General features: G+C 48.6%; 25 protein-coding genes. 4 read left to right on the top strand and 21 right to left on the bottom strand.

Going from position 1 to position 26,223, the window contains the following annotated elements; translation table 11 throughout:
* Window positions 1–4: 4 nt before the first annotated feature.
* Both mfd and pth read right to left on the bottom strand, forming a co-directional pair.
* Window positions 5–3,583, bottom strand: coding sequence for a transcription-repair coupling factor (gene mfd / locus H0G69_RS00935; RefSeq protein ID WP_180304969.1), 3,579 nt, complete (start codon window positions 3,581–3,583; stop codon window positions 5–7).
* A gap of 19 nt (window positions 3,584–3,602) precedes the next feature.
* On the bottom strand, window positions 3,603–4,163 hold the full coding sequence (pth, locus tag H0G69_RS00930; protein WP_180304968.1) for an aminoacyl-tRNA hydrolase: 561 nt from the start codon (window positions 4,161–4,163) through the stop codon (window positions 3,603–3,605).
* 196 nt (window positions 4,164–4,359) lie between these two features.
* Here pth and cbpA point away from each other — a divergent pair, with 196 nt between their 5' ends.
* Window positions 4,360–5,004 carry a cyclic di-AMP binding protein CbpA gene (gene cbpA, locus H0G69_RS00925; RefSeq protein ID WP_056968486.1) on the top strand — a complete coding sequence of 215 codons (645 nt, stop codon included), beginning with the start codon at window positions 4,360–4,362 and terminating at the stop codon, window positions 5,002–5,004.
* 54 nt (window positions 5,005–5,058) lie between these two features.
* Here the strand turns inward: cbpA and H0G69_RS00920 are convergent, their stop codons facing one another.
* The 7 genes from H0G69_RS00920 to H0G69_RS00890 form a co-directional block, all read right to left on the bottom strand.
* Window positions 5,059–5,412, bottom strand: coding sequence for a type II toxin-antitoxin system PemK/MazF family toxin (locus tag H0G69_RS00920; protein WP_270360569.1), 354 nt, complete (start codon window positions 5,410–5,412; stop codon window positions 5,059–5,061).
* 14 nt (window positions 5,413–5,426) lie between these two features.
* Window positions 5,427–6,545 carry an alanine racemase gene (gene alr / locus H0G69_RS00915; RefSeq protein WP_180304967.1) on the bottom strand — a complete coding sequence of 373 codons (1,119 nt, stop codon included), beginning with the start codon at window positions 6,543–6,545 and terminating at the stop codon, window positions 5,427–5,429.
* Complete coding sequence (gene acpS / locus H0G69_RS00910) at window positions 6,538–6,912, bottom strand: holo-ACP synthase (RefSeq protein ID WP_006499409.1); 375 nt, start codon at window positions 6,910–6,912, stop codon at window positions 6,538–6,540. Before acpS ends, alr begins: the two co-directional genes overlap by 8 nt.
* Window positions 6,913–6,915: 3 nt before the next feature.
* Window positions 6,916–8,424, bottom strand: a complete 1,509-nt coding sequence (gene cshA / locus H0G69_RS00905) for a degradosome RNA helicase CshA (protein WP_240164357.1) — start codon at window positions 8,422–8,424, stop codon at window positions 6,916–6,918.
* Window positions 8,425–8,472: 48 nt separating this feature from the next.
* On the bottom strand, window positions 8,473–9,861 hold the full coding sequence (locus tag H0G69_RS00900) for a UDP-N-acetylmuramoyl-tripeptide--D-alanyl-D-alanine ligase (RefSeq protein ID WP_180304966.1): 1,389 nt from the start codon (window positions 9,859–9,861) through the stop codon (window positions 8,473–8,475).
* Window positions 9,862–10,057: 196 nt separating this feature from the next.
* Window positions 10,058–10,957, bottom strand: coding sequence for a zinc metalloprotease HtpX (gene htpX / locus H0G69_RS00895; RefSeq protein ID WP_180304965.1), 900 nt, complete (start codon window positions 10,955–10,957; stop codon window positions 10,058–10,060).
* Window positions 10,958–10,976: 19 nt separating this feature from the next.
* Window positions 10,977–11,534 (bottom strand): LemA family protein, encoded by a 558-nt coding sequence (locus tag H0G69_RS00890; RefSeq protein ID WP_180305362.1) that lies wholly within the window; start codon window positions 11,532–11,534, stop codon window positions 10,977–10,979.
* A 141-nt stretch (window positions 11,535–11,675) separates the two neighbouring features.
* On the opposite strand from H0G69_RS00890, the gene H0G69_RS00885 reads away from it, so the two are divergent.
* Window positions 11,676–12,149 carry a low molecular weight protein-tyrosine-phosphatase gene (locus H0G69_RS00885; protein ID WP_180304964.1) on the top strand — a complete coding sequence of 158 codons (474 nt, stop codon included), beginning with the start codon at window positions 11,676–11,678 and terminating at the stop codon, window positions 12,147–12,149.
* 68 nt (window positions 12,150–12,217) lie between these two features.
* Here H0G69_RS00885 and H0G69_RS00880 read toward each other — a convergent pair whose 3' ends face one another.
* The 6 genes from H0G69_RS00880 to H0G69_RS00855 form a co-directional block, all read right to left on the bottom strand.
* Window positions 12,218–12,919: a class A sortase gene (locus H0G69_RS00880; protein ID WP_180304963.1), complete on the bottom strand. Its 702-nt coding sequence runs from the start codon at window positions 12,917–12,919 to the stop codon at window positions 12,218–12,220.
* A gap of 87 nt (window positions 12,920–13,006) precedes the next feature.
* Window positions 13,007–13,252, bottom strand: coding sequence for a type B 50S ribosomal protein L31 (locus H0G69_RS00875; protein ID WP_033935267.1), 246 nt, complete (start codon window positions 13,250–13,252; stop codon window positions 13,007–13,009).
* Window positions 13,253–13,355: 103 nt separating this feature from the next.
* Window positions 13,356–14,615, bottom strand: a complete 1,260-nt coding sequence (locus H0G69_RS00870; protein ID WP_006499401.1) for a UDP-N-acetylglucosamine 1-carboxyvinyltransferase — start codon at window positions 14,613–14,615, stop codon at window positions 13,356–13,358.
* Between the two features lie 198 nt (window positions 14,616–14,813).
* Window positions 14,814–16,421: a CTP synthase gene (locus H0G69_RS00865; protein WP_180304962.1), complete on the bottom strand. Its 1,608-nt coding sequence runs from the start codon at window positions 16,419–16,421 to the stop codon at window positions 14,814–14,816.
* Between the two features lie 163 nt (window positions 16,422–16,584).
* Window positions 16,585–17,166, bottom strand: coding sequence for a DNA-directed RNA polymerase subunit delta (gene rpoE, locus H0G69_RS00860; protein WP_180305361.1), 582 nt, complete (start codon window positions 17,164–17,166; stop codon window positions 16,585–16,587).
* Window positions 17,167–17,236: 70 nt separating this feature from the next.
* Entirely contained in the window at window positions 17,237–17,668 is a 432-nt protein-coding gene (locus tag H0G69_RS00855) for a YwiB family protein (protein WP_180304961.1), read from the bottom strand.
* A gap of 126 nt (window positions 17,669–17,794) precedes the next feature.
* Here H0G69_RS00855 and H0G69_RS00850 point away from each other — a divergent pair, with 126 nt between their 5' ends.
* Window positions 17,795–19,147: an HD domain-containing protein gene (locus H0G69_RS00850; protein WP_033935246.1), complete on the top strand. Its 1,353-nt coding sequence runs from the start codon at window positions 17,795–17,797 to the stop codon at window positions 19,145–19,147.
* A 19-nt stretch (window positions 19,148–19,166) separates the two neighbouring features.
* The gene (yidA, locus tag H0G69_RS00845; RefSeq protein WP_180304960.1) at window positions 19,167–19,994 is read left to right on the top strand and encodes a sugar-phosphatase; all 828 of its coding nucleotides are present in this window, start codon (window positions 19,167–19,169) and stop codon (window positions 19,992–19,994) included.
* A 100-nt stretch (window positions 19,995–20,094) separates the two neighbouring features.
* On the opposite strand, the gene H0G69_RS00840 is transcribed toward yidA, so the two are convergent.
* The 6 genes from H0G69_RS00840 to glmU form a co-directional block, all read right to left on the bottom strand.
* The gene (locus H0G69_RS00840; RefSeq protein ID WP_180304959.1) at window positions 20,095–21,540 is read right to left on the bottom strand and encodes a nicotinate phosphoribosyltransferase; all 1,446 of its coding nucleotides are present in this window, start codon (window positions 21,538–21,540) and stop codon (window positions 20,095–20,097) included.
* A 22-nt stretch (window positions 21,541–21,562) separates the two neighbouring features.
* The gene (locus tag H0G69_RS00835; RefSeq protein ID WP_048344764.1) at window positions 21,563–22,117 is read right to left on the bottom strand and encodes a cysteine hydrolase family protein; all 555 of its coding nucleotides are present in this window, start codon (window positions 22,115–22,117) and stop codon (window positions 21,563–21,565) included.
* Window positions 22,118–22,183: 66 nt separating this feature from the next.
* Window positions 22,184–22,936, bottom strand: a complete 753-nt coding sequence (locus H0G69_RS00830) for an NUDIX hydrolase (RefSeq protein ID WP_033935242.1) — start codon at window positions 22,934–22,936, stop codon at window positions 22,184–22,186.
* A 29-nt stretch (window positions 22,937–22,965) separates the two neighbouring features.
* Window positions 22,966–23,697, bottom strand: a complete 732-nt coding sequence (locus H0G69_RS00825) for a hypothetical protein (protein ID WP_033935241.1) — start codon at window positions 23,695–23,697, stop codon at window positions 22,966–22,968.
* A gap of 103 nt (window positions 23,698–23,800) precedes the next feature.
* The gene (locus tag H0G69_RS00820; RefSeq protein WP_180304958.1) at window positions 23,801–24,784 is read right to left on the bottom strand and encodes a ribose-phosphate diphosphokinase; all 984 of its coding nucleotides are present in this window, start codon (window positions 24,782–24,784) and stop codon (window positions 23,801–23,803) included.
* Window positions 24,785–24,855: 71 nt separating this feature from the next.
* Entirely contained in the window at window positions 24,856–26,223 is a 1,368-nt protein-coding gene (gene glmU, locus H0G69_RS00815) for a bifunctional UDP-N-acetylglucosamine diphosphorylase/glucosamine-1-phosphate N-acetyltransferase GlmU (protein WP_180304957.1), read from the bottom strand.

The following is a 26,223-nucleotide window of genomic DNA, read 5'->3' as shown; positions in this document are numbered from 1 at the left end:
TTATCTATTTCCTTTCCTGATCATGACTTTTTTCTTGCTTGTCTTTTAAATCATGCTTGGCATCATTATCGGCATCGTTAAGCGCCTGATTGATGCCGCGTACGCAGACGATCAGCTGCTTGAGCCAGTCTTTTTGCGTCATCTTCGGCTGAATGATTAATCTGACGGTCAGCCGGCCATCATCGGTCTGACCCATCGTTGCCTTAAACCGCGTCGCCGCCAGAGCCTTGATGATTTCAGGAGGCTTGATGGCACAACTGCCGGTCTTGGTGAAGGTCAAAACAAGATTGTCGCGCTGACGCTTGATCGATTCCAGCATTGCCGCATCGGCATTCATCTTTAGCTCACCTACCAGCAGCAGATTCTCAACGGGCTCGCCATAATCACCAAACCGGTCAATCAGATCGCCTTGCAGATCAAGCAGCTCCTGATCTGATTTTGCCTGGCGCACCTGTTTGTATAGCGCAATCTTTTGGCGTGAGTCGCTGACGTATTCATCAGGCAGATAGGCTTCCACGTTGATGTCAATTTCGGTATTGGCAATCGGCTTTTTAACCTGGCCACGTTTTTTAGCCACGGCTTCGCTAAGCATCTCGGCATACAGATCATAGCCAACCGAATCGATAAAGCCGTGCTGCTGCTTGCCCAAAAGATTGCCCGCGCCGCGAATCGCCAAGTCACGCATGGCAATCTTAAAGCCGCTGCCCAGTTCAGTAAAGTCGCGAATGGCCGCCAGCCGCTTTTCACCAAGTTCCGTCAGCACCTTGTTTGGCTGATACATAAAATAGGCATAGGCAACGCGATTGCTGCGGCCAATCCGTCCCCGAATCTGGTAGAGCTGAGACAGGCCCATTCGATCGGCATTTTCAACAAACAGCGTGTTGACGTTGGCAATATCGACGCCGATTTCAATGATTGAAGTCGTTACCAAAACGTCATCCTCGCCTTGAACGAAGTCATATAAGACGCCTTCCAGCTGTGCTTCGGTCATCTTGCCATGAATATAGCCGATCCTGGCCTCAGGAACCAGCTCCTGCAATTCGGCAACGGTTCGTTCAATATCGTTGACACGGTTGTGCAGATAATAGACCTGCCCGCCCCGCTGCAGCTCGCGCAGCATTCCATCACGAATCGCGGCTTGGTTTTGCTCCATCACATAAGTTTGAATTGGATAGCGATCAGCAGGCGGCGTTTCAATTACCGACAGATCACGCACACCCATCATTGACATGTGCAGCGTCCGCGGAATTGGGGTGGCCGTCAGCGTTAACACGTCAATGTTGCTTTTTAGCTGTTTGAGCCGTTCTTTATGCTTGACGCCAAATCGCTGCTCCTCATCAATGACCAGCAGTCCCAGATCATTGAACTGAACGTCTTTGCTAAGCAGCCGGTGCGTGCCGACTACGACGTCAATCTTGCCATTCTTGAGGCTCGCTTCGGTTTCTTTAAGCTGTTTAGGCGTTCGAAAACGCGACATCATAGCAATCTCAATCGGAAAGCCTTCAAAGCGGTTCTTCATCGTATCATAATGCTGCTGGGCCAGAATCGTGGTTGGAACCAAAAAGGCCACCTGCTTGCCGCCTAAAACCGCCTTAAAGACTGCTCGCAGCGCTACTTCCGTCTTGCCATAGCCAACATCGCCGACCAAGAGCCGATCCATGGGGTGCTCGCTTTCCATGTCGGCTTTGATTTCTTTGATGCTGCGCAGCTGATCAGGCGTTTCTTGATAAGGAAACTCGGCTTCAAACTTTTCCTGCAGATAATCGTCTTTAGGAAAGGCGTAACCCTTTTCTGTTTCTCTGGCTGCATAAAGATCAACCAGCTCATCAGCAATGTCCTCGACCCTGGCGGCTACGCGTGCTTTGGTTTTGGCCCACTCGGTTCCGCCCAGTCGATTGACGTGAGGAACCTTGCCTTCACTGGCCACGTATTTTTGAACCAGATCCAGCTGCGTGACTGGGACAAAGATCTGCGCGTGATTGCGATAGTTGATCACCATATAGTCTTGATTGGCTCCATCAACCGTCATCGTCTTAATGCCGGAAAAGATCCCGATCCCATGGTTGACATGAACGACATAGTCACCGGGCTTTAAGTCGGCATAGCTTTTGAGCCGTTCCGCGTTAGCCAGTTTCTGCGGCCGCACCCGTCGCTGTTTGACCTGAGCAAACATCTCGTTTTCAGTAATAGCGACCAGATTGGCCTGTGGATATTCAAACCCGTTTGCCAGCGTCATGGCCGTCAGCTGCGTCTGATGCTCCAACAGCTGGTCGGGTTTTGTCTCAACGGCCTTGACGCCAAACTCAGCCATCGTCTTAGCCATCTGCTGGCGACGCTCTTGACTCTGTGCTAGTAAGACAATCGTTTCGCCCTGGGCCTGCCAGCGCTGCAGCTCACTTTTCAAAAGCGCCATCTGACCAAAGAAGCGCTGCATGGGACGCGTCTTTAAATCAGTCAGCGCGGCAAACCGTTTGGCACCCATTCCTTTTTTAAACAGCGCCAGGTAGGCCTGGGCATGGGCGTCATCAGCCACCAGCTGCTCTGGATCATGACCCAGAAAACCGGCCTGTCCCCGTTCATGATGCTGTATTTTTTCGTCCAGCCAGCTCAATTCGTCTTTTTTCAGACGCTGACCCGTTTCTTTAATACGTGGCCAATCGTCCAGATACAGACTGCCAGCTGGCGGCAGATAGTCTAAAAGCGAGGCCGCCTCAGGATAGACCAGATCCGCATATTCCAGCATTTCAACCGGCAGCTCATGTTTTTTTAGCGCCGTGATCAGTTCGGCAAAATGACTATTGAGCACTTGTCTTTGTTCCTGATCGACAACCACTGCCTGCAGGTCAGCCTGCTCTTTGGTCATTTCCTGCGCAACCCGTTCAAATTCCGTAATGGGCAGGATAAAGTCAGTTGCCGGCAGAATCGTAACTTCAGCAAGATTTTCTTGACTGCGCTGAGATTCCGGATCAAAAGTACGCAGCGAATCAACCTCAGTATCAAAAAGATCGATTCGAATCGGCAGCTCGGTATTTAAGGCATAGATATCAATAATCGAGCCCCGCATGGCAAAGTCACCAGGTCTTAGTACCATCTGCTGATATTGATAGCCCATTGCGCCCAGCTTAGCGCGCAGCTCAGTTGGATCCAGTTCCATGCCTGGTTTCAGCTGCAGCGAGGCCTGGGCAAACTGCGCTGGTGCAATCAAATTTCGGCGCAGTCCTGCCACCGAGGCAATCACAATGGCGGGTGTCTGCTGCTGCAGTGCATTGAGGGCCAATACCCGCTGTAGTCGGTAGTTAGGCGAACTGGTCGCTACTTCAGCTGCCAGTACCTCTTCAACTGGAAACTGATAGATTTCAGTATCAGGCAGCAGGTTCTCCAGATCAGTTGCCAGCTTCTGCATATGATAAAGGCTATCGACAATGATCAGCTGCGGCTGCGTCAGCTTTTCATGCAGCGCCGCCAGCAACAGTGTCTTAGCGGAGCCGGCAACCCCAGTAATCAATTGATTTTTTTGATCGCGAATCGTTGTCAGAATCGTTTTAAAATCCTTGGTCGATTCGATAAATTCCGTCAGCCGCACTATGCCAGCCCCTTTTTGATTAGTTGTATTGATTCATCAATTGGTCAAACGTCTCGCCATGAACCCAGTCGATCAAGGCTTTTTCCGCAACCGCCACGGCCTGATCAAAAGCAGGGCGCTCCTGTGGCGTAAAGCGGCCCAGCACATGACTGACCACCGTGCCGTTTTGGGGATGATCGATTCCCAGCTTGACCCGATTGAAATTCTTGGTTCCCAGGTATTGAATGATGCTCTTTAAACCATTGTGGCCGCCAGAAGCGCCATGCGTCTTCAAACGCACGCGGCCAACCGGCATGTCCAGATCATCGGCAACGATAACCAGATCAGCCAGATCAACTTGATAGTAGTCCATCAATGGCTTCACGGCACGACCAGAATCATTCATAAACGTGGTTGGCTTGACCAACATTACTTTTTCACCGTCAATCATCCCCGTGGCAGCCACGGCTTCGTATTTAGTATGACTAAAGGCCCCCAGCTGATAGTCACGCGCGATCTGTTCAACAACCATAAAGCCGCTGTTGTGCCGCGTTTCATCATAACGAGAGCCAATATTGCCCAATCCTACGATCATTTTCATTAGAATCACCTTTCTTTACACGCAAAAAGGCCGCACGGAGCCGTACCCCGTCCAGCATCAGTGCAATTATTATACCGCAAGTGACGATCAATCAAAAAGCAAATGCCCACGCTATTTTTGCTGATTAGACCATTACGACTTGTGCTATCATGTTGATAGATAATCCACAGACTGCAACTTAATTGGAGGCAATAGCATGATTTTTAACTCTCTGATCAAAACCAAGGATCAACTAACCACGCTGCCTGAAGATGCCACCTTGGCAGAGGCATTGACTGTTTTGGAAAATACCGGTTTTCGCTGCGTACCGGTTTTAGACAAGACGGGGACGATTTTTCGCGGCAACATCTACAAGATGCACATCTATCGGCATAAATCACGACATGGCGACATGGATCTGCCCGTTACCAGCCTGCTGAAAAACTCAACCAAGTTTATCTCAATCAAGGCCGCCTTTTTCAATGTCTTCTTTACCATTCGTGATCTGCCATACATTGCTGTTTTGGACGAGGACAACCACTTTTATGGCATCCTGACGCACAGCCGTGTCCTGCGCATGCTGGCTGAAGCCTGGAACATTAATGCTGGCAGCTATGTCTTAACGGTAACGGTCCCTGATGAGCGCGGCGCTTTAGTAACGGCAGCCAAAGAAATTACCCGTTTTACCGACATTGCCAACGTCATCTCGCTTAACCTTGACCCAACCCAGACGCATAACAAGCAGATTCTGTTTACGCTGCCGGCCAGTGCCGATCAGGCTTTGGTTGACAAAATCGTCAAACGGCTGAATCGCAAAGGCTTTGAAGTCCCAGAAATCGAAGATCTGCATCCCAACTATTAAAACCAGATTCAGCATGAAAAAAGATCCAGTCAACAGCGACTGGATCTTTTTGATTTACGATAGATTCAAACTAATGTGCAGTGCATGGTCGACGTTTTTCATGATCCGATCGTCAAAGCGCGTTAAATGCTTTTTCAAGCGCCGCTTATCAATCGTTTGCAGCTGCTCAAGCAAGATGATCGAATCACAGGCGATTCCTGATTCGGCTGCTTTGATCTTAACATGCGTCGGTAAGGTGCTTTTCGTCAGCTGGGACGTAATGGCAGCTACGATCGTCGTTGGACTGTAGCGGTTACCGACATCATTTTGAATAATCAGTACCGGCCGCGCGCCACCTTGTTCTGAGCCAATCACTGGCGACAGATCCGCAAGATAAACGTCACCGCGCTGAATCCGTATCTTCCCCATTCATCATCGCCTGCCTAGTTTTTATAGCGTCGCATTAATCGCGGTGTAATACTCGTCAGGATTTCATAATTGATCGTGTGGGCATGATCGGCCAGGTCGGTTGCTGAAAGCGTCTTGCCTTTTGAACTCCCCATCAAAACGACCTCAGTTCCGATTGGCATTGACTCAGGCAGCCGAATCATCATTTGATCCATGCAAATTCGCCCTAAGATATCGCATTTCTGACCAGCCACTAAGACCTTAAAGCCCTGCATCCGGCGCAAATAGCCATCCGCATAGCCAATTGGCAGCGTAGCAACCCATTCATCGCTTTGTGCAGTATAGGTCGCGCCATAGCTGATGGATTCGCCAGCCTGCAGATACTTAACAAAAGTCGTCTTTGCAACGATTGAAGCTACCGGCTGCAGATCCAGCGAATCAGGCAGCTCATGACCAGAAGGATTGCAGCCATACATCGAGATCCCCATCCGAACCGTGTTGGCTGCGATCGTTTTGCGATGCCACATACCGACTGCGGAATTGGCCATGTGAACATAAGGCGGTTTTTGATCAACAGCCGCCAAAAAGTCATGCCAACGTCCCAGCTGCCGCTTAAAGTAGGTATCATCAGCCGCGTCAGCCGTGGCAAAGTGCGTAAACATTCCTTCAAAAACAAAAGCTGGCTGGTTAACCAGTGCCAAAGCCTGCTTTAGTTCGGCAGCATCGCGAAAACCGATCCGTCCCATACCGGTATCCAGTGCCAAGTGGACCTTTAGGGGCGGTAACGACTCATTTTTAGCCAGTTCAGCATATTCCTTAAGCCAGTTGACGCTGCCCACCGTCAGCGAGATATCGTTTAAAGCCGCAACCGGCGCATAGTGAACCGGCGTCAGTCCCAATACCAGCATCAACTGATCGATACCGGCATTTCTAAGCTCGAGTCCCTCATCAAGCATGGCCACACAAAAGCCATCAACACCAGCTTCCTTAGCGGCATGAGCAACCGGTACGGCACCATGTCCATAGGCATCAGCCTTGACGACAGCCAGGATTCGACTGCCGGCTGGCAAGGCGGCCTGCTGCTGTTTGATATTATGCTTTAATGCCTTTAGATCGACTACCATAGCGGCATCCCGCAATTGTGCGCTAATCATTTTTCTGATCGCTTGTCCTTTCCAAAATGATCTCAGTCATGACCAGATCTTTCGTATGACTGACCGATGCCCACACTTGACCTTCAAATGGCGATTTAACCACGATTGGCCGACCGCTTTGATTATTGATGATCGCAATGTCTTGAAAGCCGACCTCACGACCGATTCCAGTTCCCCAAGCCTTAGCAAAGGCCTCTTTTAGCGACCAACGACCAGCAATGTATTCATAGCGGCGCTGACCGCCTAATTTTGCCAATTGTTCCAATTCAGGCGGCGTAAGGATTCGCTTGACGAAACTGGGCGTCTTTTCAACGGCACGCTTCACGCGGGCAATTTCCGTTAAATCAATTCCAAATCCTTGAATCATTATCTATTGTTCCTGACCACCACGACGGCGAATGTTAAAGCCGCGGCGTCCCTTGCCATGCGAGTCTTCGCGATAGCTGCGGCGACTCTTGCTCTGACCGGTACGCTTGCCGCCACGATAACTGCGATGCGATGAGTTGCCATGGCGATAGCTGCTGCCACGATAGCCACTGCTCTGACGACGCTTGCGCCGTGGCAATGGCCGTTCTGGCGTAATCTTAACCGGTACCTGGCTGGCAGCTTCTTTGGTCATATCATTAAGCAGGGCCGCTGCCAGATCAAGGGCATCATGCGTTTCCAGCAGTTTTTGCGCGGCGTCGGCATAGCGCTGCGTGGATGGCTGTGCGATCAGTTCATCGATCTCACTGACGGCACTGGCCAGCTGCCCCTTAAACGCTTCTTCTTCAGTTGGCGGCTTCAAAGGCAGCATGCGCACCTTGGTCAGCTTTTCAATCTCATGCAGATAGTCCATCTCATTTGGCGTGACAAACGTCAACGAAACGCCATGATGCCCGGCACGGCCAGTTCGACCAATCCGGTGAACGTAGCTGTCGGGATCGGATGGAATGTCATAGTTGTAGACATGCGTAACGCCTGAGATATCAAGTCCACGTGCCGCAACGTCGGTGGCAACCAGGATATCAAGCTTGCCTTCCTTAAAGCGTTTCATGATCTTGGTCCGCCGATCCTGTGTCAGATCGCCATGAATACCAGCCGCGTTATAGCCGCGTGCCGTTAAGCCCTTCGACAGCTCATCGACGCGACGCTTGGTTCGGCCAAATACGATCGTTAAGTCAGGATCTTGAACATCAATCAATCGCGTCATGATGTCGAACTTTTCATAATCGCGTGCCCGAACGTAGTATTGATCCACCAGATCGGTCGTCAGCTCTTGGGCCTGAATGCGTACGGTCTTGGGTTCTTTCATAAACTGCATACCGATCCGCTTAATTTCTGGCGGCATCGTTGCACTGAACAGTAGCGTCTGCCGTGTTGCCGGCGTTTCGTTGATGATGGCTTCAATGTCTTCTAAAAAGCCCATGTTCAGCATCTCATCAGCCTCATCCAAAACCAGCGTATTAATCTGACTCAAATCAACCGTATGCCGCCGAATATGATCCCGCAGCCGGCCCGGCGTCCCAACCAGAATCTCTGGCTGATGCTTCAGGCTCTTGATCTGACGGCGAATATCAGCTCCACCATAGACGACCTGAACCTTGGCCCGCTTGTCTTTTCCCAGCCGATACAGCTCTTCTTGCGTCTGGATCGCCAATTCACGCGTTGGCGAAATGATCAGGGCTTGAATTGCCGAATTCTGAGGATCAATGTGTTCAAGAATCGGCAGTCCAAACGCGGCCGTCTTACCAGTCCCGGTTTGTGCCTGACCAATTACGTCATCACCATTTAAAACCATCGGAATCGTTTGTTCTTGAATTGGCGTGGCTTCTTCATAGCCGCTGCGTTTGATGGCTTTAAGCAGGCTGTTTGACAACCCTAATTCTCCAAATTTCACTTAAATAAATTCTCCTTAAAATTCAATCATGACTAGACATGATTATGATTACTTCTCATTGGCACTGGCCAGTTCTGCCAGTACCTTTTCCAGATGAATACCGTGGCTGGCCTTCATCAGAATTGCATCGTCAGCCGTTAGGACCGACTTTAAATCACTCGTTAACTCTTCCAGCTGGTCAGCTGCATAGCTGTGAATGGCTTCTTGAGGATAACCGTCTTTGATCAGCTGATCTTTTAAGTTGTTCATTTCCTGACCAACCAGATAAACGGCATCGATCTGATCATGCGAGATGGCCTCAGCCAGACTGGCATGCAGTTTGGCCGAAGCATCGCCTAGCTCAAGCATATCACCCAATACGGCAATATGCCGGCCATTGGTCTTGACCGCGGCCAGCGTCTTGATAACCTGTTTAACGGCCGTTGGATTCGAATTATAGACATCACTTAAGATTGCCTCACCAGCATCACCTTGAATCCATTCAGCACGGTTGGCCGTTAATTCAACGCCAGCCAAAGCCTGCTGCATGTTTTTCGGTTTGACGTGCAGCAGCTTGCCGACCATGATGGCTGCCAAAGCGTTGTTGACGTTATATTCGCCCCCCATTGGCAGATCAAAGTTCAGTCCTGGCCACTCGTTAACCTGGAACGTAACATGATTAGGTGCAGCCGTAACACTGGTGGCATACAGATCGTTGCCCAGTTCTCGGCCAAATGTCTTGGTGTATTGCTTAAGCTTGGCGGCACGCTCTTTAAGCAGCGGCTCATCGCCATTGTATACCAGCGTACCGTCCTCTTTTAAGCCATGCGTGATTTCCATTTTGGCATCAGCAATCTTATCGCGCGTACCGAAAAATTCGATATGCGCCTCGCCGATCATCGTGATCACTGCAATGTCAGGCGTAGTCAACTTGCTCAAAAAGTCTAATTGTCCTGGACGATCCATCCCCATTTCAACCACTACGGCTTCCGTATTTGGGTTCATGTTGAGCAGCGTAATCGGCACGCCAATCTCATTATTAAAGTTGGCATGCGTTTTGGTTACGTTCATTTGGGTCGCCAAGATTGAAGACGTCATATCCTTGGTGGTCGTCTTGCCATTGCTGCCAGTTACGGCAACCACGAATGGATTGATCTTGTGCAGATAGTATTGACTTAATTCCTGCAGTGCCTGCAGCGGATCATCAACCACCAGCAATGGCTGATCAGTTGACGGCAGATCGTGATCACTGGCCCAAAGCGATGCCACTGCGCCATTTTCAAACGCATTGGCAACGTATTTGTGCCCATCCTGCTCACCCATTAATGGAATAAACAGTGCCCCAGCTTCCAGAGCACGGCTGTCAAAGGCCACATTGGTTACTTCTAGGTCCTGCCATTTTGCAATATCATTTTGCACCCGAATTGCCTTTGCAATCTCGGCTAAACTCATCTTCATGGAAATTTCCTCTTTTATTTGTTTTTTTGAACTTTCGTACCGACTAGTCTAACTGATTAATTATATCACCCTTACGATCACAAAACGAGGGTTATAAATTTATCAATAGCAAAGGCATTGAATTTTTATGGATCAAAAAAGGCTCAAGGTTGTCGTCAGGCAAACCTTGAGCCTTGATTCGACTATTGATCAAGCCCTACATTTCTTCCAAGCGGGCAATCCGATCCTCCAGTGGCGGGTGCGTATCGAAAAGATGATCCAGCCAGCGATGACGCTTGGCATTTTCTTCAGGATCAGTGATATATAAAGATGCGCTGCTGGGATCAGCCTGCTGCATCGGTTCGGCATGTTCCAGCTTGCGCAGTGCACTGATCATCCCTTGTGGATTACGCGTCAGTTCTACGGATCCAGCATCAGCCAGATATTCACGATTGCGTGACAGTGCCATCTGCGCAATCGCCGCCGCCAGTGGTGCTAAAATAATCAGCAGCAATGACGCCAGCATACCGAAGATATTGACACCACGGTCATCATCATCATCACTGCGGCCCCCGCCCAGCCACCAAAAATTGCTGACCAGGTTGACCAAAAATGAGATTGCAGCTGAAAGCGCCAGTGCGATCGTCTGCAGGCGAATATCATAATTACGAACGTGAGTGATCTCATGTCCCATTACGCCTTCCAGCTCCTCACGATTCATCATCTGCATCAAGCCAGTCGTAGCCGCCACTGCAGAATGTTTAGGATCGTTGCCGGTTGCAAAGGCATTGGGACTGGGATCGTCAATAATGAAGACCCGCGGCATCGGTACCTGTGCGACCATCGCCATGTCTTCAACAACATGCCAAAGCTCAGGCGATTCAGCAGCCGAATGAATCTCGTGAGCATGATTCATGTTCATCACGACATCCGTTGACTGCCCAATCATGACTGAGACATAGATCAAGGCAATCACTAATGCCATGGTGATGCCGACAACGGTTGATCCGGCCAGCCAGTAGCCAACTGCAGCTCCTACCAGCGCAACCAGCAGACAAAAGCCAAAGACCACATAGACCGTCCGCCGCTTATTCATGTTAATCTGTTGATAAAGCATGCGTTACCCCAAACCGTTTTTAAAATTCAACTTTTGGCGTTTCTCGAGCCTCAACTGGTACTTGCAGGTATTCAAACTGCGTAAAGTGATGAATCTTGCCGACCAGGTTGGAAGGAAATGCCTGCAGCTTTTCGTTAAAGCGCCGTACGCAGCTGTTGTAAAGCTGGCGTGAGTAGGCAATCTTGTTTTCCGTATTGGTCAGTTCTTCCATCAGCTTTTGATATTCAGCACTGGCTTTTAGATCTGGATAGGCTTCGCTTACGGCAAACAATGATTTCAAAGTACCGCTCAGCTGGTTGGAGACTTCCATTGTTTTTTGCGGATCGTCTTCCATATTCATTCCGGCTAACTGATTTCTCAAAGCCGTTACCTTTTCCAGCGTTCCGGCTTCATATTTGCTGTATCCCTTAACCGTGTTGACCAGGTTGGGAATCAAGTCGTTTCGCCGCTGCAGCTGCACGTCGATCTGGCTGGCTGATTCTTCAACCTGATTGCGCGTAGTGACAAAGCCGTTATAGATGCTGACGTACCAAACGATCAGCAGAATAACGACTACTACAGCGATAATTGCTGCCATCATAAAATACTCCTCCTTAGGAAATTGATTTTCTTAATCATAACAGTTAATGCCAGGCGAATAAAATAATTTTGCTGTTTTGCACTAAAACTTAATCTTTTATAAAATTAAGCTGTAAAACCATTTATAAGGAGCTTTTTTATGAAAGTCTTATTTGTCTGTCTGGGCAATATCTGTCGCTCCCCAATGGCAGAGGCAATGTTTAGACAAATGATCGCCCAAAATCACCTGGCCGATCAAGTCCAAGTCGACTCAGCCGCAACCAGCTATGAAGAAGAAGGCAACGGCCCGCATCCAGGCGCGCTTAAGATCATGCATAAGTATCATCTGCCGACTGAGGGGCTCATCTCGCGTCCCATCACTCAAGCAGATTTCGCCACTGCTGATCTGATCATCGGCATGGACGACATGAACATTCGGCATCTTAAAGCCATCGCGCCAAAAGAGGATCGCTTTAAGATTCATCAAGCCTTTGACGTGGTGCCAGGCAAAGCTGGTACGTCAATTCCCGACCCCTGGTATACGCATCGTTTCCAAGATACCTACGACAGCTTGGCCGAGGCGCTTCCTTATTGGTTGGATGTCGTAAAGCACCAGCTGCACGACCAGCATTAATTCAGCGACGTAAAATCAATGATAAGCAAAAAGAGATCAGGCGTAGATAACCACGTCTGATCCCTTTTTTATTCTTGATCGCGTCCTGTTGTATACTTGCTGCTGAGAGCTTTTTGCGCTTTTTGAGGTGCTTGAGAGAATTTCTCGCTGCGGACCAGCTTTCCTCTGATCAGCAAACGTCCTTTACCGGTATCATCACAGGTAATCAAAGTAACGATGGCATTTTTGGTATCATTGACCACTTGAACGTCGGTTGCCTTGATGAACTTACGCTGATAGATTCGATACTCATAGACCCGCTTCATATCGGTCAGATAGATCATCTGGCCCTTTTTGGCATGGTAATAAAGCGGTGAGAACAAGATTTTGCTGCCATTGGCCATATTGTGTCCAGCCAAGGCATAGTTGCCCTTCCCCATCTGCATGTCTTCGCGCATCGTGCCGGCAGCCAAAGCTAATGTGGTATTGTCGACTCCTTTGGCAATCGGCAGCACCATATCAATATCAGGAATGGCAATCTCGCCAATTACATTAATAGCCTGTTTTTTAGCTCGCGCTGCTGCGACGCTTTGCAGGCTAAGATCCTGGACGCTGTCAAAATCATAGCTGGCCTTTTTCTTTTGATTTTTAACCACAGCCTGCCGCGTAACGGTCGGTCGATAGCTGTCAACCAAAGCCGACTTGATCTGCTGATTAAAAATCAAAGCCAGTCCGACGACAAACAGGATTACGGCAACGGTCCAGCGCAGCCAGTTTAACTTGCGATGCATATTTAGTTTTCTCGACTTTTATAATGATAAAACAAAAGTCCCACCGCGGAAAAATCCAGCAGTGAGACTTTTTTGTCAAAATGCGGCTTACTTGAGGCCGTACTTCTTGTTGAACTTGTCCACGGCACCATCGGCTTGCGTGAACTTTTGCTTACCCGTGTAGAATGGGTGAGAATCTGAGGTAACTTCAACCCGGATCAGTGGGTATTCGTTGCCGTCTTCCCATTTAACGGTTTCGCGAGAAGTAGCCGTAGAACCGGAGATAAACTTGTAGCCGGTTGCTGAGTCTTCAAAAACTACCAAGTGGTAATCTGGATGAATTCCTTGTTTCATAAATTTTACGCTCCTTTTGCCATGAATCATTGCCTGAAACATAGATAATCAACCTTCACAGATTAACATATCTTTGTTCAACTTGCAACTACTCTGTCATTTTCTATTCTTCTTCAATTCTAACATTGGCATTCAGCCGGTTGAGTTTCCAAACAACCCGGTCATAGCCGCGCAGAATGTGGTCCGCGTCATGAATAACCGTTTCGCCATCAGCCATCAATCCGGCAATCATCAACGAGGCCCCGGCACGAATCTCGCCAGCCTTGACATCAGCGCCATGCAGCTTTTCAGTATGGCGAACCACGATCCGGCCATCCTGCGCCTCAATATCCATTCCCATCTTCTGCAGTTCTGGGATGTGTTTGACCCGCTTTGGATAGATCGTATCAACAATCGTGCTTTCACCAGCCGCTTTAGAAAGCAGTGGCGTCAATGGCTGCTGGAGATCAGTGGCAAAACCAGGATAAGGCATCGTTTTGACGCTGATTGGCTTTAGATGATCAGTTTTGGGAACATAGATCTTATCACTGTCGATCTGCAAGTCAACGCCCATGTCGATCAGCTTGCTGGTATAAGCCTCCAAGTGCTCGGGAATTACGTTGTTTAACATGACCCCATCCCCCATCGCAGCTGCTAATGACAGATAAGTCCCAGTTTCGATCCGGTCGGCAATGATCGTATGCGTGTTCATTGACTGCAGCGTATCGACACCGGTAATCCGAATCGTATCGGTCCCAACCCCACGAATCTTAGCCCCCATATTGTTTAAGAAGGTTGCCAGATCAACGATTTCTGGTTCGCGCGCGGCATTTTCGATGATCGTGGTTCCTTGGGCTCTCACCGCTGCTAAAACCGCGTTGATCGTAGCGCCGACCGAAACCATGTCCATAAAGATCCGCGTGCCATGCAGTCCGTTTGGCGCGTCCATCTTAACGGTACCGCCCGACTCGCTGACGTTGGCGCCTAAAGCCTTGAAAGCCTTCAAATGCTGGTCGATTGGCCGCGGACCAATGTTGTCGCCACCTGGAAAAGTTACCGTTGCTCGGTGAAAGCGGCCAAGCAGGGCTCCCATGAAGTAGTAGGAAGCCCGCAGACTCTTGATCGCCTTGCTGGGCAGTTCAGCTTCCATGATTTGAGTGGGATCAATGTTTAAAACGCCATGCTTGAATGATGACTTAACATTCATTGATTCCAAAATAATCATCAGATTGTGAACATCCAAGATATCCGGCACGGTATCAAACTGAACAGGCGTATCGGCCAGAATTGCCGCCGGAATCAACGCCACGGTACTGTTCTTGGCTCCGCCGATGGTAACTTCGCCCGAAAGTCGGTTTCCTCCTTGAATGATCATTTTTTTCATGATTGTGTTTTCCTCGCTTACAAATTGATAATTGTTTTTAGTTGAATCTTTCTTTATTTTTAAAACAGTCAGCTTTAATAATAATTAATAAACCGCTAAATTACAACCTTTTCAAACAATCTTCATAACTTACGTGCCGCTAGTCTAAAAAGCGACGTGACCATCTCTGATCGCGTCGTTTTTTATGATACAGACTAATTATTTTTGATTTTCGGCAGCTGCCTTAACGAATGCGGCAAACAAGCCTTCGGGACGGTTTGGTCGTGACAGGAACTCTGGGTGGTATTGAGCTGCTACGAAGAATTTGTTCTTAGGCAGTTCAACGACTTCAACCAGGTTCCGATCTGGATTAACCCCCGAGATCACCAGACCAGCTTTTTCCATGGCTTCACGGTATTCGTTGTTAAATTCATAACGGTGCCGGTGCCGTTCGTGAATCATCGTCTTGTTGTCATAGGCAGCTGCTGCTTTGGTTCCTGCCTTAAGCTTGCATGGGTAAGAACCGAGCCGCTGCGTACCGCCCATGTTCTCAACATCTTCTTGATCCGGCATCAGGTCAATGATGTTATGTTCAGTATTTGGATTAAATTCAGTTGAGTTGGCATCTTTGTAGCCCAGCACATCGCGGGCAAATTCAATGCAGGCCGTCTGCATCCCAAGGCAGATTCCCAGGTATGGCACATCGTTTTCACGAGCATACTTGATGGCAGCAATCATTCCTTCAACCCCACGTGAGCCAAATCCACCTGGTACCAAGATTCCATCGTACTTGCCCAGCTTTTCGGCAACGTTTTCGTCATTGATGTCCTCAGAGTTGAAGTGATCGATCTTAACCTTGGCATTGACTGGGTAACCGGCATGACGCAATGCTTCATTAACTGAAATGTAGGCATCCTGCAGATCAGTGTACTTACCAACCATGGCAATCGTTACCGTGTTGGTCAGACCATTTTCAATATGGTGAATTATATTGGTCCAGTCGCGCATATCGGCTTCTGGAACGTCAAGGCCAAAGTGATCGACTACCAGCTGGTCCATGCCCTGTTTTTGCAGCTTCAGCGGAATCTCGTACAATACCTTAACATCGCGGGATTCGATAACGGCATTTTCATCAACGTCACAGAACATGGCAATCTTTTTGCGCATGCTGTCAGTAATCGGTGCTTCCGTCCGTACGACCAAAATGTTTGGCTGAATCCCTAGACCACGCAGTTCGCGAACGCTGTGCTGAGTTGGTTTAGTCTTCATTTCGCCCGCGGCATGCAGGTATGGAATCAGCGTAGCATGAATGTAGAGTACGTTTTCGGCACCGGCATCCTTTTTCATTTCCCGAATGGCTTCCATGAATGGCTGTGATTCAATATCGCCAACCGTCCCACCGATTTCGGTAATCACGATTTCAGCATCCGTACTTTCGCCGGCCCGCTTGATCTTGTCTTTGATAGCATCCGTAATATGTGGAATTACTTGAACGGTTCGTCCCAGATAGTCGCCGCGCCGTTCCTTGTGCAATACTTCTGAGTAGATCTTACCGGTCGTAACGTTGGAATACTTGTTGAGGTTGTTGTCAATGAACCGTTCGTAGTGTCCCAAGTCCAAATCAGTTTCCGTACCGTCATCAGTAACGAAAACCTCACCGTGCTGGTAAGGGCTCATCGTCCCAGGGTCCACGTTCAAGTATGGGTCAAACTTTTGAATGGCCACTTTCAGACCCCGGTTTTTCAGCAATCGACCCAGAGATGCAGCGATAATCCCTTTGCCCAATGATGAAACAACCCCACCAGTTACGAAAATGTATTTAGTCATTATTTCTCTCCTTTTGGAACTGCGTCCGGTTCTCTAATACAAAAAAAGCTCCCCATTTCACTGAAACAGGGAGCTTTTTAAAACGAAAAGTCCCAAGATAAACTTGGGAGCCCAAGTAAAATAATACAAAGACCAAACAGGTTAGTCAAGAGCGATGTATTATTTATTCCTCGTCATCATCGTCTTCAACGTCATCTTCATCATCAAAGTTTTCTGATGAGAGCTGATCTTCCAGATTGGTGTCCTCATCGTCATCGGCGAGTGGATTGTCTTCATCGTAATCTGGGTTGTCGTAATCTTCTTCTTCGCCGTCGCCGTCATCTTCATCATCAACGTCGGCCAGATCGTCATCTTCTGGGTCATCATTGTCGTAGTCGATAACGTCATCGTCATCGTCAGCCCCTGCCAAGAAGGCATTGACCTTGCGACGCTTCTTCTTTGGACGATCTTCTTCTTCTTCGTTTTCGCCAACCGTGGCTTCGTCGATTGATTCGTATGGGTACCATGCACGCAGGCCCCAAGTATTGTCACCAAGGGAAATAAAACTGCCATCGACGTTCAGGTCCGTGTAGAACTGAGAAAGCCGTTCCCGAATTTCCTCATCTCTCTTACCAAGATATTGCTGAACCTCGTTGGTCAAATCAGCGAACGCCATTGCTTCACCATGGTAAGCCAAAATAGCGTGCGCTACTTCGATCATGGACAGTTCCGACTTGTCTTGGCCATCGAAAACCTTTAAATCCAAATGGGTTAAATCCAAACTGGTGCACATCCCTTCAAAAAGTCTCAAAAAGTCTACTCTACATAATACGATATTACACGCCAAATTGCAATTGAATCTGATAGTTACCGATTAATTGATCCTGCATCAGCAGCTGATAGCGGATCTCAACATGACCGGCGATGGCTGCCAGATTCAAATCGGCATCCAAGCGATTGGTAACGACACGCAGGGCGATCCGACCATATTCCGTTTGATAGTGCGTCAGATGCTCGCTGCCATTGGCAAAGCGAAAATGCGTCTTCTGCGCGCCGCTGCGAATCAGATGAATCTCATCCGGTGCTAACCGAAACTGAACCGGCGTGGCTTGGCTGCCTTGATGCTCGACATAGCGTAAATAATGCTGGCCATTTTCCAACGTAACGAATTGGCCGTCTTCTTCAAAATGATAATGATCGCTTTTGCCATCCTGAGTCATTTTTGTTTTTAAGCTGACCTTAACGGGTACAATGGATTTGATAGACATCGGCCCCCTTTGCTCGATTTTTTCAATTTGATTATACGCGGATTGTTTTTAATTTCTCAACCAATGCGGGCTAAATAATAATTTTGTATAATTAAACCAACTGCTTTTTCTAAGAAAGGATTCGTCATGACATTTAAAGATGAACAGCTGCCGCGCGAAAAAGTCTTTCGTGACCCGATCCACGGTACGATTATCGTTGACAATCAAATCATTCTTGATCTGATTGACACGCCGGAATTTCAGAGACTGCGCCGTATCAAACAGCTCGGCACCTCTTCAATGACCTTTCATGGCGCCGAGCATTCTCGTTTTGGCCATTGTCTGGGCGTTTATGAGATCACGCGCCGCATCTGCAACCTTTTTCAGCGCAACTATCCGCAGCAAGCGCCTCAAGATGGATTGTGGAACGATCAAGAGCGCCCCGTAGCCCTTTGCGCGGCACTGCTTCACGATCTGGGACATGGGCCTTACTCGCATACGTTTGAACATATCTTTCACACTGACCACGAGCAGATTACGCGGCGCATCATCACCAGTGAATCAACCAATATCAATCGCATTCTGCGCCGCGTCGGCAATGATTTTCCTCAAAAAGTCGCCAGCGTGATTGATCACACCTATCAAAATCCACAGGTGGTTCAGATGATATCAAGTCAAGTCGATGCTGATCGGATGGACTATCTGCAGCGCGATTCGTACTATACAGGTACCAATTACGGCAAGTTCGATCTCGATCGCGTTCTGCACATGATGCGGCCGGTCAAGGATGGCATTGCTTTTGAGATCAATGGTATGCACGCTGTTGAGGACTATATTCTCAGTCGGTTGCAGATGTATCTGCAGGTTTACTTTCATCCAGTTTCACGCTCGATGGAGGTCATCTTGGATCACCTGCTGATGCGGGCCAAGTGGCTTTATCAGCATCCAAGTCAATACCAGCCCGAGTTCATGCCGCGACTGCTGATGCCGTTTTTTAACGGTCATTATGACTTGAATGACTATTTAACGCTTGACGATGGCGTTTTGACTACTTATTTTATTCATTGGATGAATTCAAGCGATAAAATCTTAAGCGATCTGGCCCAGCGCTTTATCAACCGACGGCCATTCAAATCTGCCGTCTATGATCAGCAGACCCGTTTCATGCTGCCCAAGCTGCGTGAATTGATTACCACGGCCGGCTTTGACGTCGACTATTATACCGCTGTCGACTCCAGCTATAAGCTGCCTTACGATACCTACAACCCGCAAGACTCAAAGCCGCAAACGCAAATTGAGCTCATCTATCCAAATGGCGAACTGACTGAGCTGTCACAGGTCAGCACGCTGGTGGCAAGCGTCTCAGGCCGAGAAGCCGGCGATCAGCGCTTTTTCTTCCCGCGTGAGATGCTGACTCAGCAAAATGACATCGAGATTTTCGAGCCAATCTATGAAGCCTTTCAGCACTGCATTAAAAACAATCAAGTCGTTGCCAATTAAAGATCCAGGAGGTATTTTTATGTCTATTAAACTTGTCGCGATCGATATCGATGGTACGTTAATCAATGACCAGCGTCAGATCACCCCACCAACCGTTGCCGCAATCAATGAAGCCACTAAGCGCGACGTCCGGATCGTTTTATGTACCGGTCGTCCGATGACTGGTGTGAAAGCCTATGTCAACCAGCTGGGACTCGCCAATTCTGCAAACGAATACGTTATCTGCTATAACGGCGCTTTGGCCCAGGCGACTGACGGTACCGTTTTGGCTCACTACACGGTTGATTTTGACGACTACATTGATTTTGAATCATACTGCCGCAAGCAGGACGTTTCATCAATTATTGAGACCAGCGACTATATCTACACGCCTAACCAAGATATCAACCCATACACGGTTTATGAATCCAATCTGGTATCCATGCCATTACGCTACCGCAGCATGGATCAGCTGAACCACATGCGCGATTCAATTACGATTGGCAAGGCCATGATGACCGATGAAAAAGAAAAAATCGATGCCGCTTTAGCCAACATGCCTCAAGAACTCAGTGATCGTTTCCGAGTCGTTCGCAGTGAGGACTTCTACCTCGAGCTGATCAACAAACAGACCAGCAAGGGCGTGGCCTTATCTGCCTTGACCGACAAGCTGAATCTGACCGCTGACAACGTCATGGCAATCGGCAACGCGCAAAATGATGAGTCAATGATTGAGTTTGCCGGAACCGGCGTGGCGATGGCCAACTCGATTCCACATACGCTGCAGATGGCCGACGTTGTTACCGAAAATGACAATAATCATGATGGCGTTGCCGAAGCTATCGAAAAGTACGTTTTAAACGCCTGATCAATTTACCAATAAAAACAAACGACGCCATGTCAAAGCAATAAGACTGCTTTGCGCGGCGTCGTTTTTGTCGGTTTAAGATTTTTCAACTGGTTCGTTTTTAAGCCTGAGCCTTTTGATGATGCTCTTTAATCAGTCGCTGCTGAAGCTCAAACAGCTTTGGCGTCAAGTAGACTTGGTAGACATCAGGATTGATCAAGCGCTGCGTAGCCTTAGGCAGCTGTGCCAATTGATGCTTCATCGACGTCTGCAGTTTCATTACATCGGTCTCAATCGAGCTGGCATTAGCGCCGACTACTTCCAGCTGCAATGGCTTGGCAACAAAATCGGTCAGCTCAATCTCGTCATCAGTTGCCAGTGGATCGGCATTAATAGCCAAGAGCTTTTCAGGCAGTTTTTCATCAGCCAGGGCAATCACATCGGCAAAGGCTTGGTCCGGCGTATCTTTTCGATAAAGCCGGTAGACCATTTTGTCGCCTGGCAGCGTAACCTTCTCACGACTGTTGCTGAGCTTAATCTTTGGCTGCCATTGTCCATCAACCTTGAGCGCTGCCATTTTGTAGACCCCGCTCAAGACTGGCGAAGTCGAGCTGGTGATCAGCTTTTCGCCAATACCAAAGTTGTCCAGCGGTGCGCCTTCTTTTAGCAATGCTTGAATCACCGTTTCATCCAAAGCATTGGAAGCCGTAATCTTGGCATTTTCAAATCCAGCTTCATCCAGCATCTGCCGGGCCTTGGTTGCCAATTGAGTCAAGTCGCCAGAATCAATCCGAATGCCAATCGGCTCATGACCAGCAGCCCGTAATTCTCTAAAGACCTTGATTGCATTTGGCACCCCACTCTTCAAAACATCATAGGTGTCGACCAGCAGTGAGGCACTGTCTGGATAAACCTGTGCCCAGGCGCGAAAAGCCGTCAACTCATCAGGGTAGCTTTCAATCCAGCTGTGTGCCATCGTCCCAGCCGCCTGCAGGCCAAACTTCTTAGCTGCCAGGCAGTTAGAGGTACTGGTACACCCGCCGATTACCGCCGCTCTTGCACCAAAGACTGAGGCATCTGGTCCCTGTGCCCGCCGCGCGCCAAACTCCATAACTGCACGGCCTTCAGCAGCGGCACAGATCCGTCGCGACTTAGTGGCAATCAGTGACTGATGATTCAAGATGTTCAATACGAACGTCTCCAGCAGCTGACACTGCAGCAATGGTCCTTTGACCGTCAGCATTGGTTCGCGCGGAAAGACCGGCGTCCCCTCAGGAATTGCTCGGACCGTGCAGGAAAACTTTAAATTGGCCAGATAGTCCAAAAAGCCAGCCGAAAATAGATTCAATGAACGCAGATAGCTGATGTCATCATCCGTAAAATGAAAATTCTGCAGCGCTTCAACGACCTGAGCCAATCCAGCCGCAATGACAAAGCTGCCATTATCAGGAACATTACGGTAAAAAACGTCAAAAACCGCTTCTTGATCATGCGGCAGGGTCGCATAATAGCCATTCGCCATTGAAAATTCATACAGATCAGTCAATAATTCTTCAGACATTGCCATTTCTCTTCTCCCTAAACTTCTTTCAATCTTCTATCCGAGCATTCAAAACGTTCTTAAAATGCTTCATCGCCCAGACCTGGCCAGCCGGATCAAAGGTCGCAACGGCTTTTTCGTGAACCACGATTTGATAGTTCAGATCATATGCCGCAATCGCCGTGTGCAGAACGCAGATATCCGTGCAGACACCCGCCAGATGCACCGTGTCAACTTTTCTTTCTCTCAGCCGCAGATCAAGCGGTGTCCCGCAAAACGATGAGTAATGCGTCTTATCCAGCAAAACGACATGCTCATCATCTTGGTGTTTCTGATACCATTTGCCAAGCCGGCCGTACAGCTCGCGTCCCCAGGTTCCTTTGATGTTGTGTGGCGGATAAAGCCGGCTTTCAGGGTGGTACGGGTCATTTTGCTGATGAACGTCAGTCGGCAGATAGACCCACTTGCCAGCCTTTAGAAAATCATCTGCCAATTGTGTAATGTGCTCGTCTAAAGCCTGAGCAGCCTGGCCACAAGTCAGCGCGCCGTCATCAGCCACAAAATCATTGGTGTAGTCAATAATCAGCAATGCTTCATTTGCCATTTGTCTCACCTCTTTAAATAAAAGTACAAATTACTTTAATTTTCGTAAAAAAAAGTAAAGTTGACTTTAATTGTTGTCAACTTTACTCCTTTCCAACGGATTTGGCAAGCTCGCCAACGAATATATCTTGGGTGGTCGACCGCTGCGCTTGCGAATCGTTGCTGTCCCAACCTCTTTAAAAAGATGGTGGTGCGTCTTGCGGAAATTTGAATTATCAATCTGATCTGCCGTCAGCTGCCAAAATGGCGCATAGACCTCGCGTGCCTCTTTAAGCGTAAACGTAGGTCCCAATACCTGCAGAACCGTTGGCTGATAGTCCAATTTGTTGCGAATGCGCTGAATAGCCGTAGTAACGATTTGATCATGGTCAAACGCCAGTGCCTGTGAGGTATTTGAAAGATCAAACCGATGCCTGCCATCACTCAATAAGTAATGATGACCAAAATTCTCAAAAGCAAACCATTCGGCGGCAACGGCACCATATCCCGGCTTAAGCTTAGGCATTGCCGGCAAAAAAGTCATGTACGCCAACGCCAATGCCCGCTCACCGACTGATCGGTGCGGCGCGGTAAACGTTGCCAATTGTTCCGTTGCCGTTGACCGAACCTCAAGCCCGATTTTATCCTTGATCAAGCGCAATGCGGCATCATCGGCACTTTCCGTACTCCGCAGCAGCGTTTCCGGCAGCGCCCAGGCATCTTTAAATGGTGCTTCAGACCGCTTGATCAAAAGCAGCTGCATCTCATGCGTCTGCCGATTAAAGCTCCAGATGATATTGGTGATCGTAATCAACGGACGGGCAATGATTTCCTCACTCATGCCATTTCTCGCCTTCTTACTTAGACTGGTTAATTGATTTTGGTAACTGCGCCAGTAGCAGCGTTGTACTGATAGATACCAATCAAATGAGCAACGGTATTATCATCGTTGTTTTGGCGAACCTCAAAAGTATATACGTCGCCATCCTTGCCTTCTGGAATAATCCCGTAGCTCGACTGGTTAAAGTTCATCTTAGCCGCAAACGCATTGATTACGTCCATGCCGGTCTGACTGGCTGCTGCCGAATTGACCGCCGAACTGGAACTTGAGCTGGATGATGCCGTCGTACTTGAGCTGCTGGAGTTAGCCTGACTGCTTTGAGCAGAGGAACTGGCAGAAGCTGCCTGTTGAGCCTGCTTAGCCTTGTTCTTCATACTGATGAATGCCGAACGCATCGGTTTGGAATTTGATGATACCGAACTGAGATCGTTGACGGCTTCATCATATTCCTGATCATTATAGGCATCTTGAGCCGCTAAGTATTTCTGCAGATCTTTAATCATGCTGCGCGTCTGCGAATCTGGATTCTTGACCGCCAGCAGCGTTTTTAAGGCTTCCTTATACTGACCAGACATAATCTGATTATTGGCTTGATCGCGGGCCTTGGAAGCCGCCGTCGTCTTGGTCGTTGATTGTGACGACTCAGATGACGACTCGCTTGACTGCGTACTGGTCGAGCTGCCGCAGCCAACCAGGCTAATCCCGGCTGCAACCGTAACCGTGCCCAGCATCAGCCGTTTCAGCAAAGTTTTAAATTTCATTTTTTTGCTCCTTTTTCGTCTTGCCTCGACTATTATACCATGGACCGCCTTTTAGTCCCAAAATCAAAAAAAGCCGCTTAGATAGCGACTCTTTTGATTAAATCTAATCTTCGTTAGCCTGTTCAAAACGGTTGTTAAACAAAGGACTAACGGGACGATTTTCATTGATCCGCTTGATTGCCGCGCCAATCAGCGGAGCCACGGAAACCTGCACGATCTTGTCAATCTGCTTTTCGTCAGGCAGCTGAATCGAATCCGTAACCACGACCTGTTTTAACGGTGAATTGTCCAAGCGCTCAATTGCTGGGCCCGACAAAACGGCATGCGTAGCTGAAGCATAGACTTCTTCTGCACCGGCATCCATCAAGGCTTGCGCACCTTTGGAAATCGTACCGGCAGTATCAATCATGTCATCAATCATGATACATTTCTTGCCCTTGACGTCCCCAATGATATTCATAATCTTGGCAACGTTTGGCCGTGGCCGCCGCTTATCAATGATAGCAATCGGTGCCTTGAGAAACTCTGCCAGGGCCCGTGCTCGCGTAACCCCACCATGGTCTGGCGAAACGACAACGGCATTGGCAGCCACGCCCTCATTGATAAAGTAGTCAGCCAAAAGCGGTGCCCCCATCAAATGATCGACTGGAATGTCAAAGAAACCTTGAATCTGAGCAGCGTGCAGATCAAGGGCAACAATCCGCGTCACGCCGGAATTCTGCAGCATGTTGGCAACCAGCTTGGCCGTAATTGGTTCTCGGCTCCGTGCTTTCCGGTCTTGCCGAGCATAGCCGTAGTAAGGCAAGACCACGTTGATCGTATTGGCACTTGCCCGACGCAAGGCATCGATCATGATCATCAGTTCCATCAGGTTATCGTTTACGGGAGCTGAAGTTGATTGAATAACATAAACATTATCGCCACGGACGCTTTCTTCGATATTGATTTGAATTTCGCCATCACTAAAGCGGTCAACCGAAAGCTTACCCAATTCCACGCCTACCTCATCGGCAATTTTTTGGGCCAGTGGGCGGTTGGAATTTAAGGCAAAGATTTTTAATTTAGGGTCAGTATAACGTTCTTTCATGGGGTCCTCCGAAATCTGCATACTTTTTCTATCACTCTAATCATATTGATTTAAAGTCCAAAAAGCAACTGTTACCAGGGAAGCTTCTTAGCATAATCCGGTTTATTGACCTGCCGTGCTCGGGCAATTGCCATGTCAAAACGTTCCGTGCTGTCCGTAATCGTAGACCCAGCCGCAACAAACGAGTCTTCGGCAATATTGACAGGGGCCACGATATTAGAATTGCTGCCGATAAAGGCATGATCGCCAACGTTGGTGTGATGCTTCTTGGAGCCATCATAGTTGACAAAGACCACGCCACAGCCGATGTTGATGTTCTTACCCAGAGTAGCATCGCCAACATAGCTCAAATGACCAATCTTGGTATTTTCGCCAATATAGGCTTTCTTGATCTCACAGAAGTTGCCGATATGAACACCCTTGCCGATCTCAGCCTGAGGACGCAGATGACTGTTGGGGCCAACGTCTGATCCGGTGTGCATTTCAGCTTCTTCCAGCGTTGAGGCATAGACCTTGACGTCATCATGCAGAACTGAATCCTTGATGACTGAGTGAGCGCCGATAAAGCAGTCGCTGCCAATCGTGGTATTGCCTTTGATCACAACGTTGCCTTCAATTACCGTGTCGCGGCCCACCTTAACGTCGGCATCGATATAAGTGGTTTCTGGATCCACCATGGTGACACCGTCTTTCATCAAGCGGGTGTTGATCCGCTTACGCATGATCTTGTTGGCCCGCGCCAAGGCAACGCGATCATTGACCCCCATTGATTCGTCAAAGTCAGCCATTCGATAAGCAGTGACGATTTCGCCATGGTTCTTTAAAATGCCGATGACATCCGTCAAGTAGTACTCGCCTTGGGCATTGTCATCATTGATCAGCTTAAGGGCCTGGAACAGCTTTTGATTGTCAAAGCAGTAGACACCAGTATTGATTTCATGAATTTCCTGTTCTTCATGCGTGGCATCTTTTTGTTCAACGATCCGCTCAACGATACCCACGTCATTGCGAACGATGCGGCCATAGCCAGTCGGATCAGGTGCCACTGAAGTCAGAATGGTAACTGCCGCATGACGCTGCTCATGGTATTCAAACATCTTGTTGAAGGTTGCGGCAGTAAACAAAGGCGTATCCCCACTGACGATCAGCGTCTCGCCTTCTTGATCACCCAGCAGCGATTCAGTCTGCATAACCGCATGACCAGTCCCCAGCTGCTGTTTTTGCAAAGCATATTTGGTCCGATTGCCCAGCGTCTGCTCAACGGTTTCGGCACCATAGCCAACCACCGTCACGATGTTGTCGATCTTAGCTTCTTCCAGCTGACCTAAGACATGTTCAACCATCGTTTTGCCACACACTTGGTGCAACACTTTATAAAGCTTGGACTTCATCCGCGTACCTTTACCGGCCGCGAGAATAATTGCATTGCGTTGCGTCAT

The sequence above is a fragment of the Limosilactobacillus mucosae genome (assembly GCF_013423865.1).
GTDB lineage: Bacteria > Bacillota > Bacilli > Lactobacillales > Lactobacillaceae > Limosilactobacillus > Limosilactobacillus mucosae.
This window is presented reverse-complemented; position numbering and strand designations above follow the sequence as displayed.

Excerpts from the sequence above, each read along its gene's own strand:
- pth (WP_180304968.1), bottom strand. The coding sequence starts at position 4,163 with ATGAAAATGATCGTAGGATTGGGCAATATTGGCTCTCGTTATGATGAA.
- cbpA (WP_056968486.1), top strand. The coding sequence starts at position 4,360 with ATGATTTTTAACTCTCTGATCAAAACCAAGGATCAACTAACCACGCTG.
- H0G69_RS00920 (WP_270360569.1), bottom strand. The coding sequence starts at position 5,412 with ATGGGGAAGATACGGATTCAGCGCGGTGACGTTTATCTTGCGGATCTG.
- alr (WP_180304967.1), bottom strand. The coding sequence starts at position 6,545 with ATGATTAGCGCACAATTGCGGGATGCCGCTATGGTAGTCGATCTAAAG.
- acpS (WP_006499409.1), bottom strand. The coding sequence starts at position 6,912 with ATGATTCAAGGATTTGGAATTGATTTAACGGAAATTGCCCGCGTGAAG.
- H0G69_RS00900 (WP_180304966.1), bottom strand. The coding sequence starts at position 9,861 with ATGAAGATGAGTTTAGCCGAGATTGCAAAGGCAATTCGGGTGCAAAAT.
- htpX (WP_180304965.1), bottom strand. The coding sequence starts at position 10,957 with ATGCTTTATCAACAGATTAACATGAATAAGCGGCGGACGGTCTATGTG.
- H0G69_RS00890 (WP_180305362.1), bottom strand. The coding sequence starts at position 11,534 with ATGGCAGCAATTATCGCTGTAGTAGTCGTTATTCTGCTGATCGTTTGG.
- H0G69_RS00885 (WP_180304964.1), top strand. The coding sequence starts at position 11,676 with ATGAAAGTCTTATTTGTCTGTCTGGGCAATATCTGTCGCTCCCCAATG.
- H0G69_RS00880 (WP_180304963.1), bottom strand. The coding sequence starts at position 12,919 with ATGCATCGCAAGTTAAACTGGCTGCGCTGGACCGTTGCCGTAATCCTG.
- H0G69_RS00875 (WP_033935267.1), bottom strand. The coding sequence starts at position 13,252 with ATGAAACAAGGAATTCATCCAGATTACCACTTGGTAGTTTTTGAAGAC.
- H0G69_RS00870 (WP_006499401.1), bottom strand. The coding sequence starts at position 14,615 with ATGAAAAAAATGATCATTCAAGGAGGAAACCGACTTTCGGGCGAAGTT.
- H0G69_RS00865 (WP_180304962.1), bottom strand. The coding sequence starts at position 16,421 with ATGACTAAATACATTTTCGTAACTGGTGGGGTTGTTTCATCATTGGGC.
- H0G69_RS00855 (WP_180304961.1), bottom strand. The coding sequence starts at position 17,668 with ATGTCTATCAAATCCATTGTACCCGTTAAGGTCAGCTTAAAAACAAAA.
- H0G69_RS00850 (WP_033935246.1), top strand. The coding sequence starts at position 17,795 with ATGACATTTAAAGATGAACAGCTGCCGCGCGAAAAAGTCTTTCGTGAC.
- yidA (WP_180304960.1), top strand. The coding sequence starts at position 19,167 with ATGTCTATTAAACTTGTCGCGATCGATATCGATGGTACGTTAATCAAT.
- H0G69_RS00840 (WP_180304959.1), bottom strand. The coding sequence starts at position 21,540 with ATGGCAATGTCTGAAGAATTATTGACTGATCTGTATGAATTTTCAATG.
- H0G69_RS00835 (WP_048344764.1), bottom strand. The coding sequence starts at position 22,117 with ATGGCAAATGAAGCATTGCTGATTATTGACTACACCAATGATTTTGTG.
- H0G69_RS00830 (WP_033935242.1), bottom strand. The coding sequence starts at position 22,936 with ATGAGTGAGGAAATCATTGCCCGTCCGTTGATTACGATCACCAATATC.
- H0G69_RS00825 (WP_033935241.1), bottom strand. The coding sequence starts at position 23,697 with ATGAAATTTAAAACTTTGCTGAAACGGCTGATGCTGGGCACGGTTACG.
- H0G69_RS00820 (WP_180304958.1), bottom strand. The coding sequence starts at position 24,784 with ATGAAAGAACGTTATACTGACCCTAAATTAAAAATCTTTGCCTTAAAT.
- glmU (WP_180304957.1), bottom strand. The coding sequence starts at position 26,223 with ATGACGCAACGCAATGCAATTATTCTCGCGGCCGGTAAAGGTACGCGG.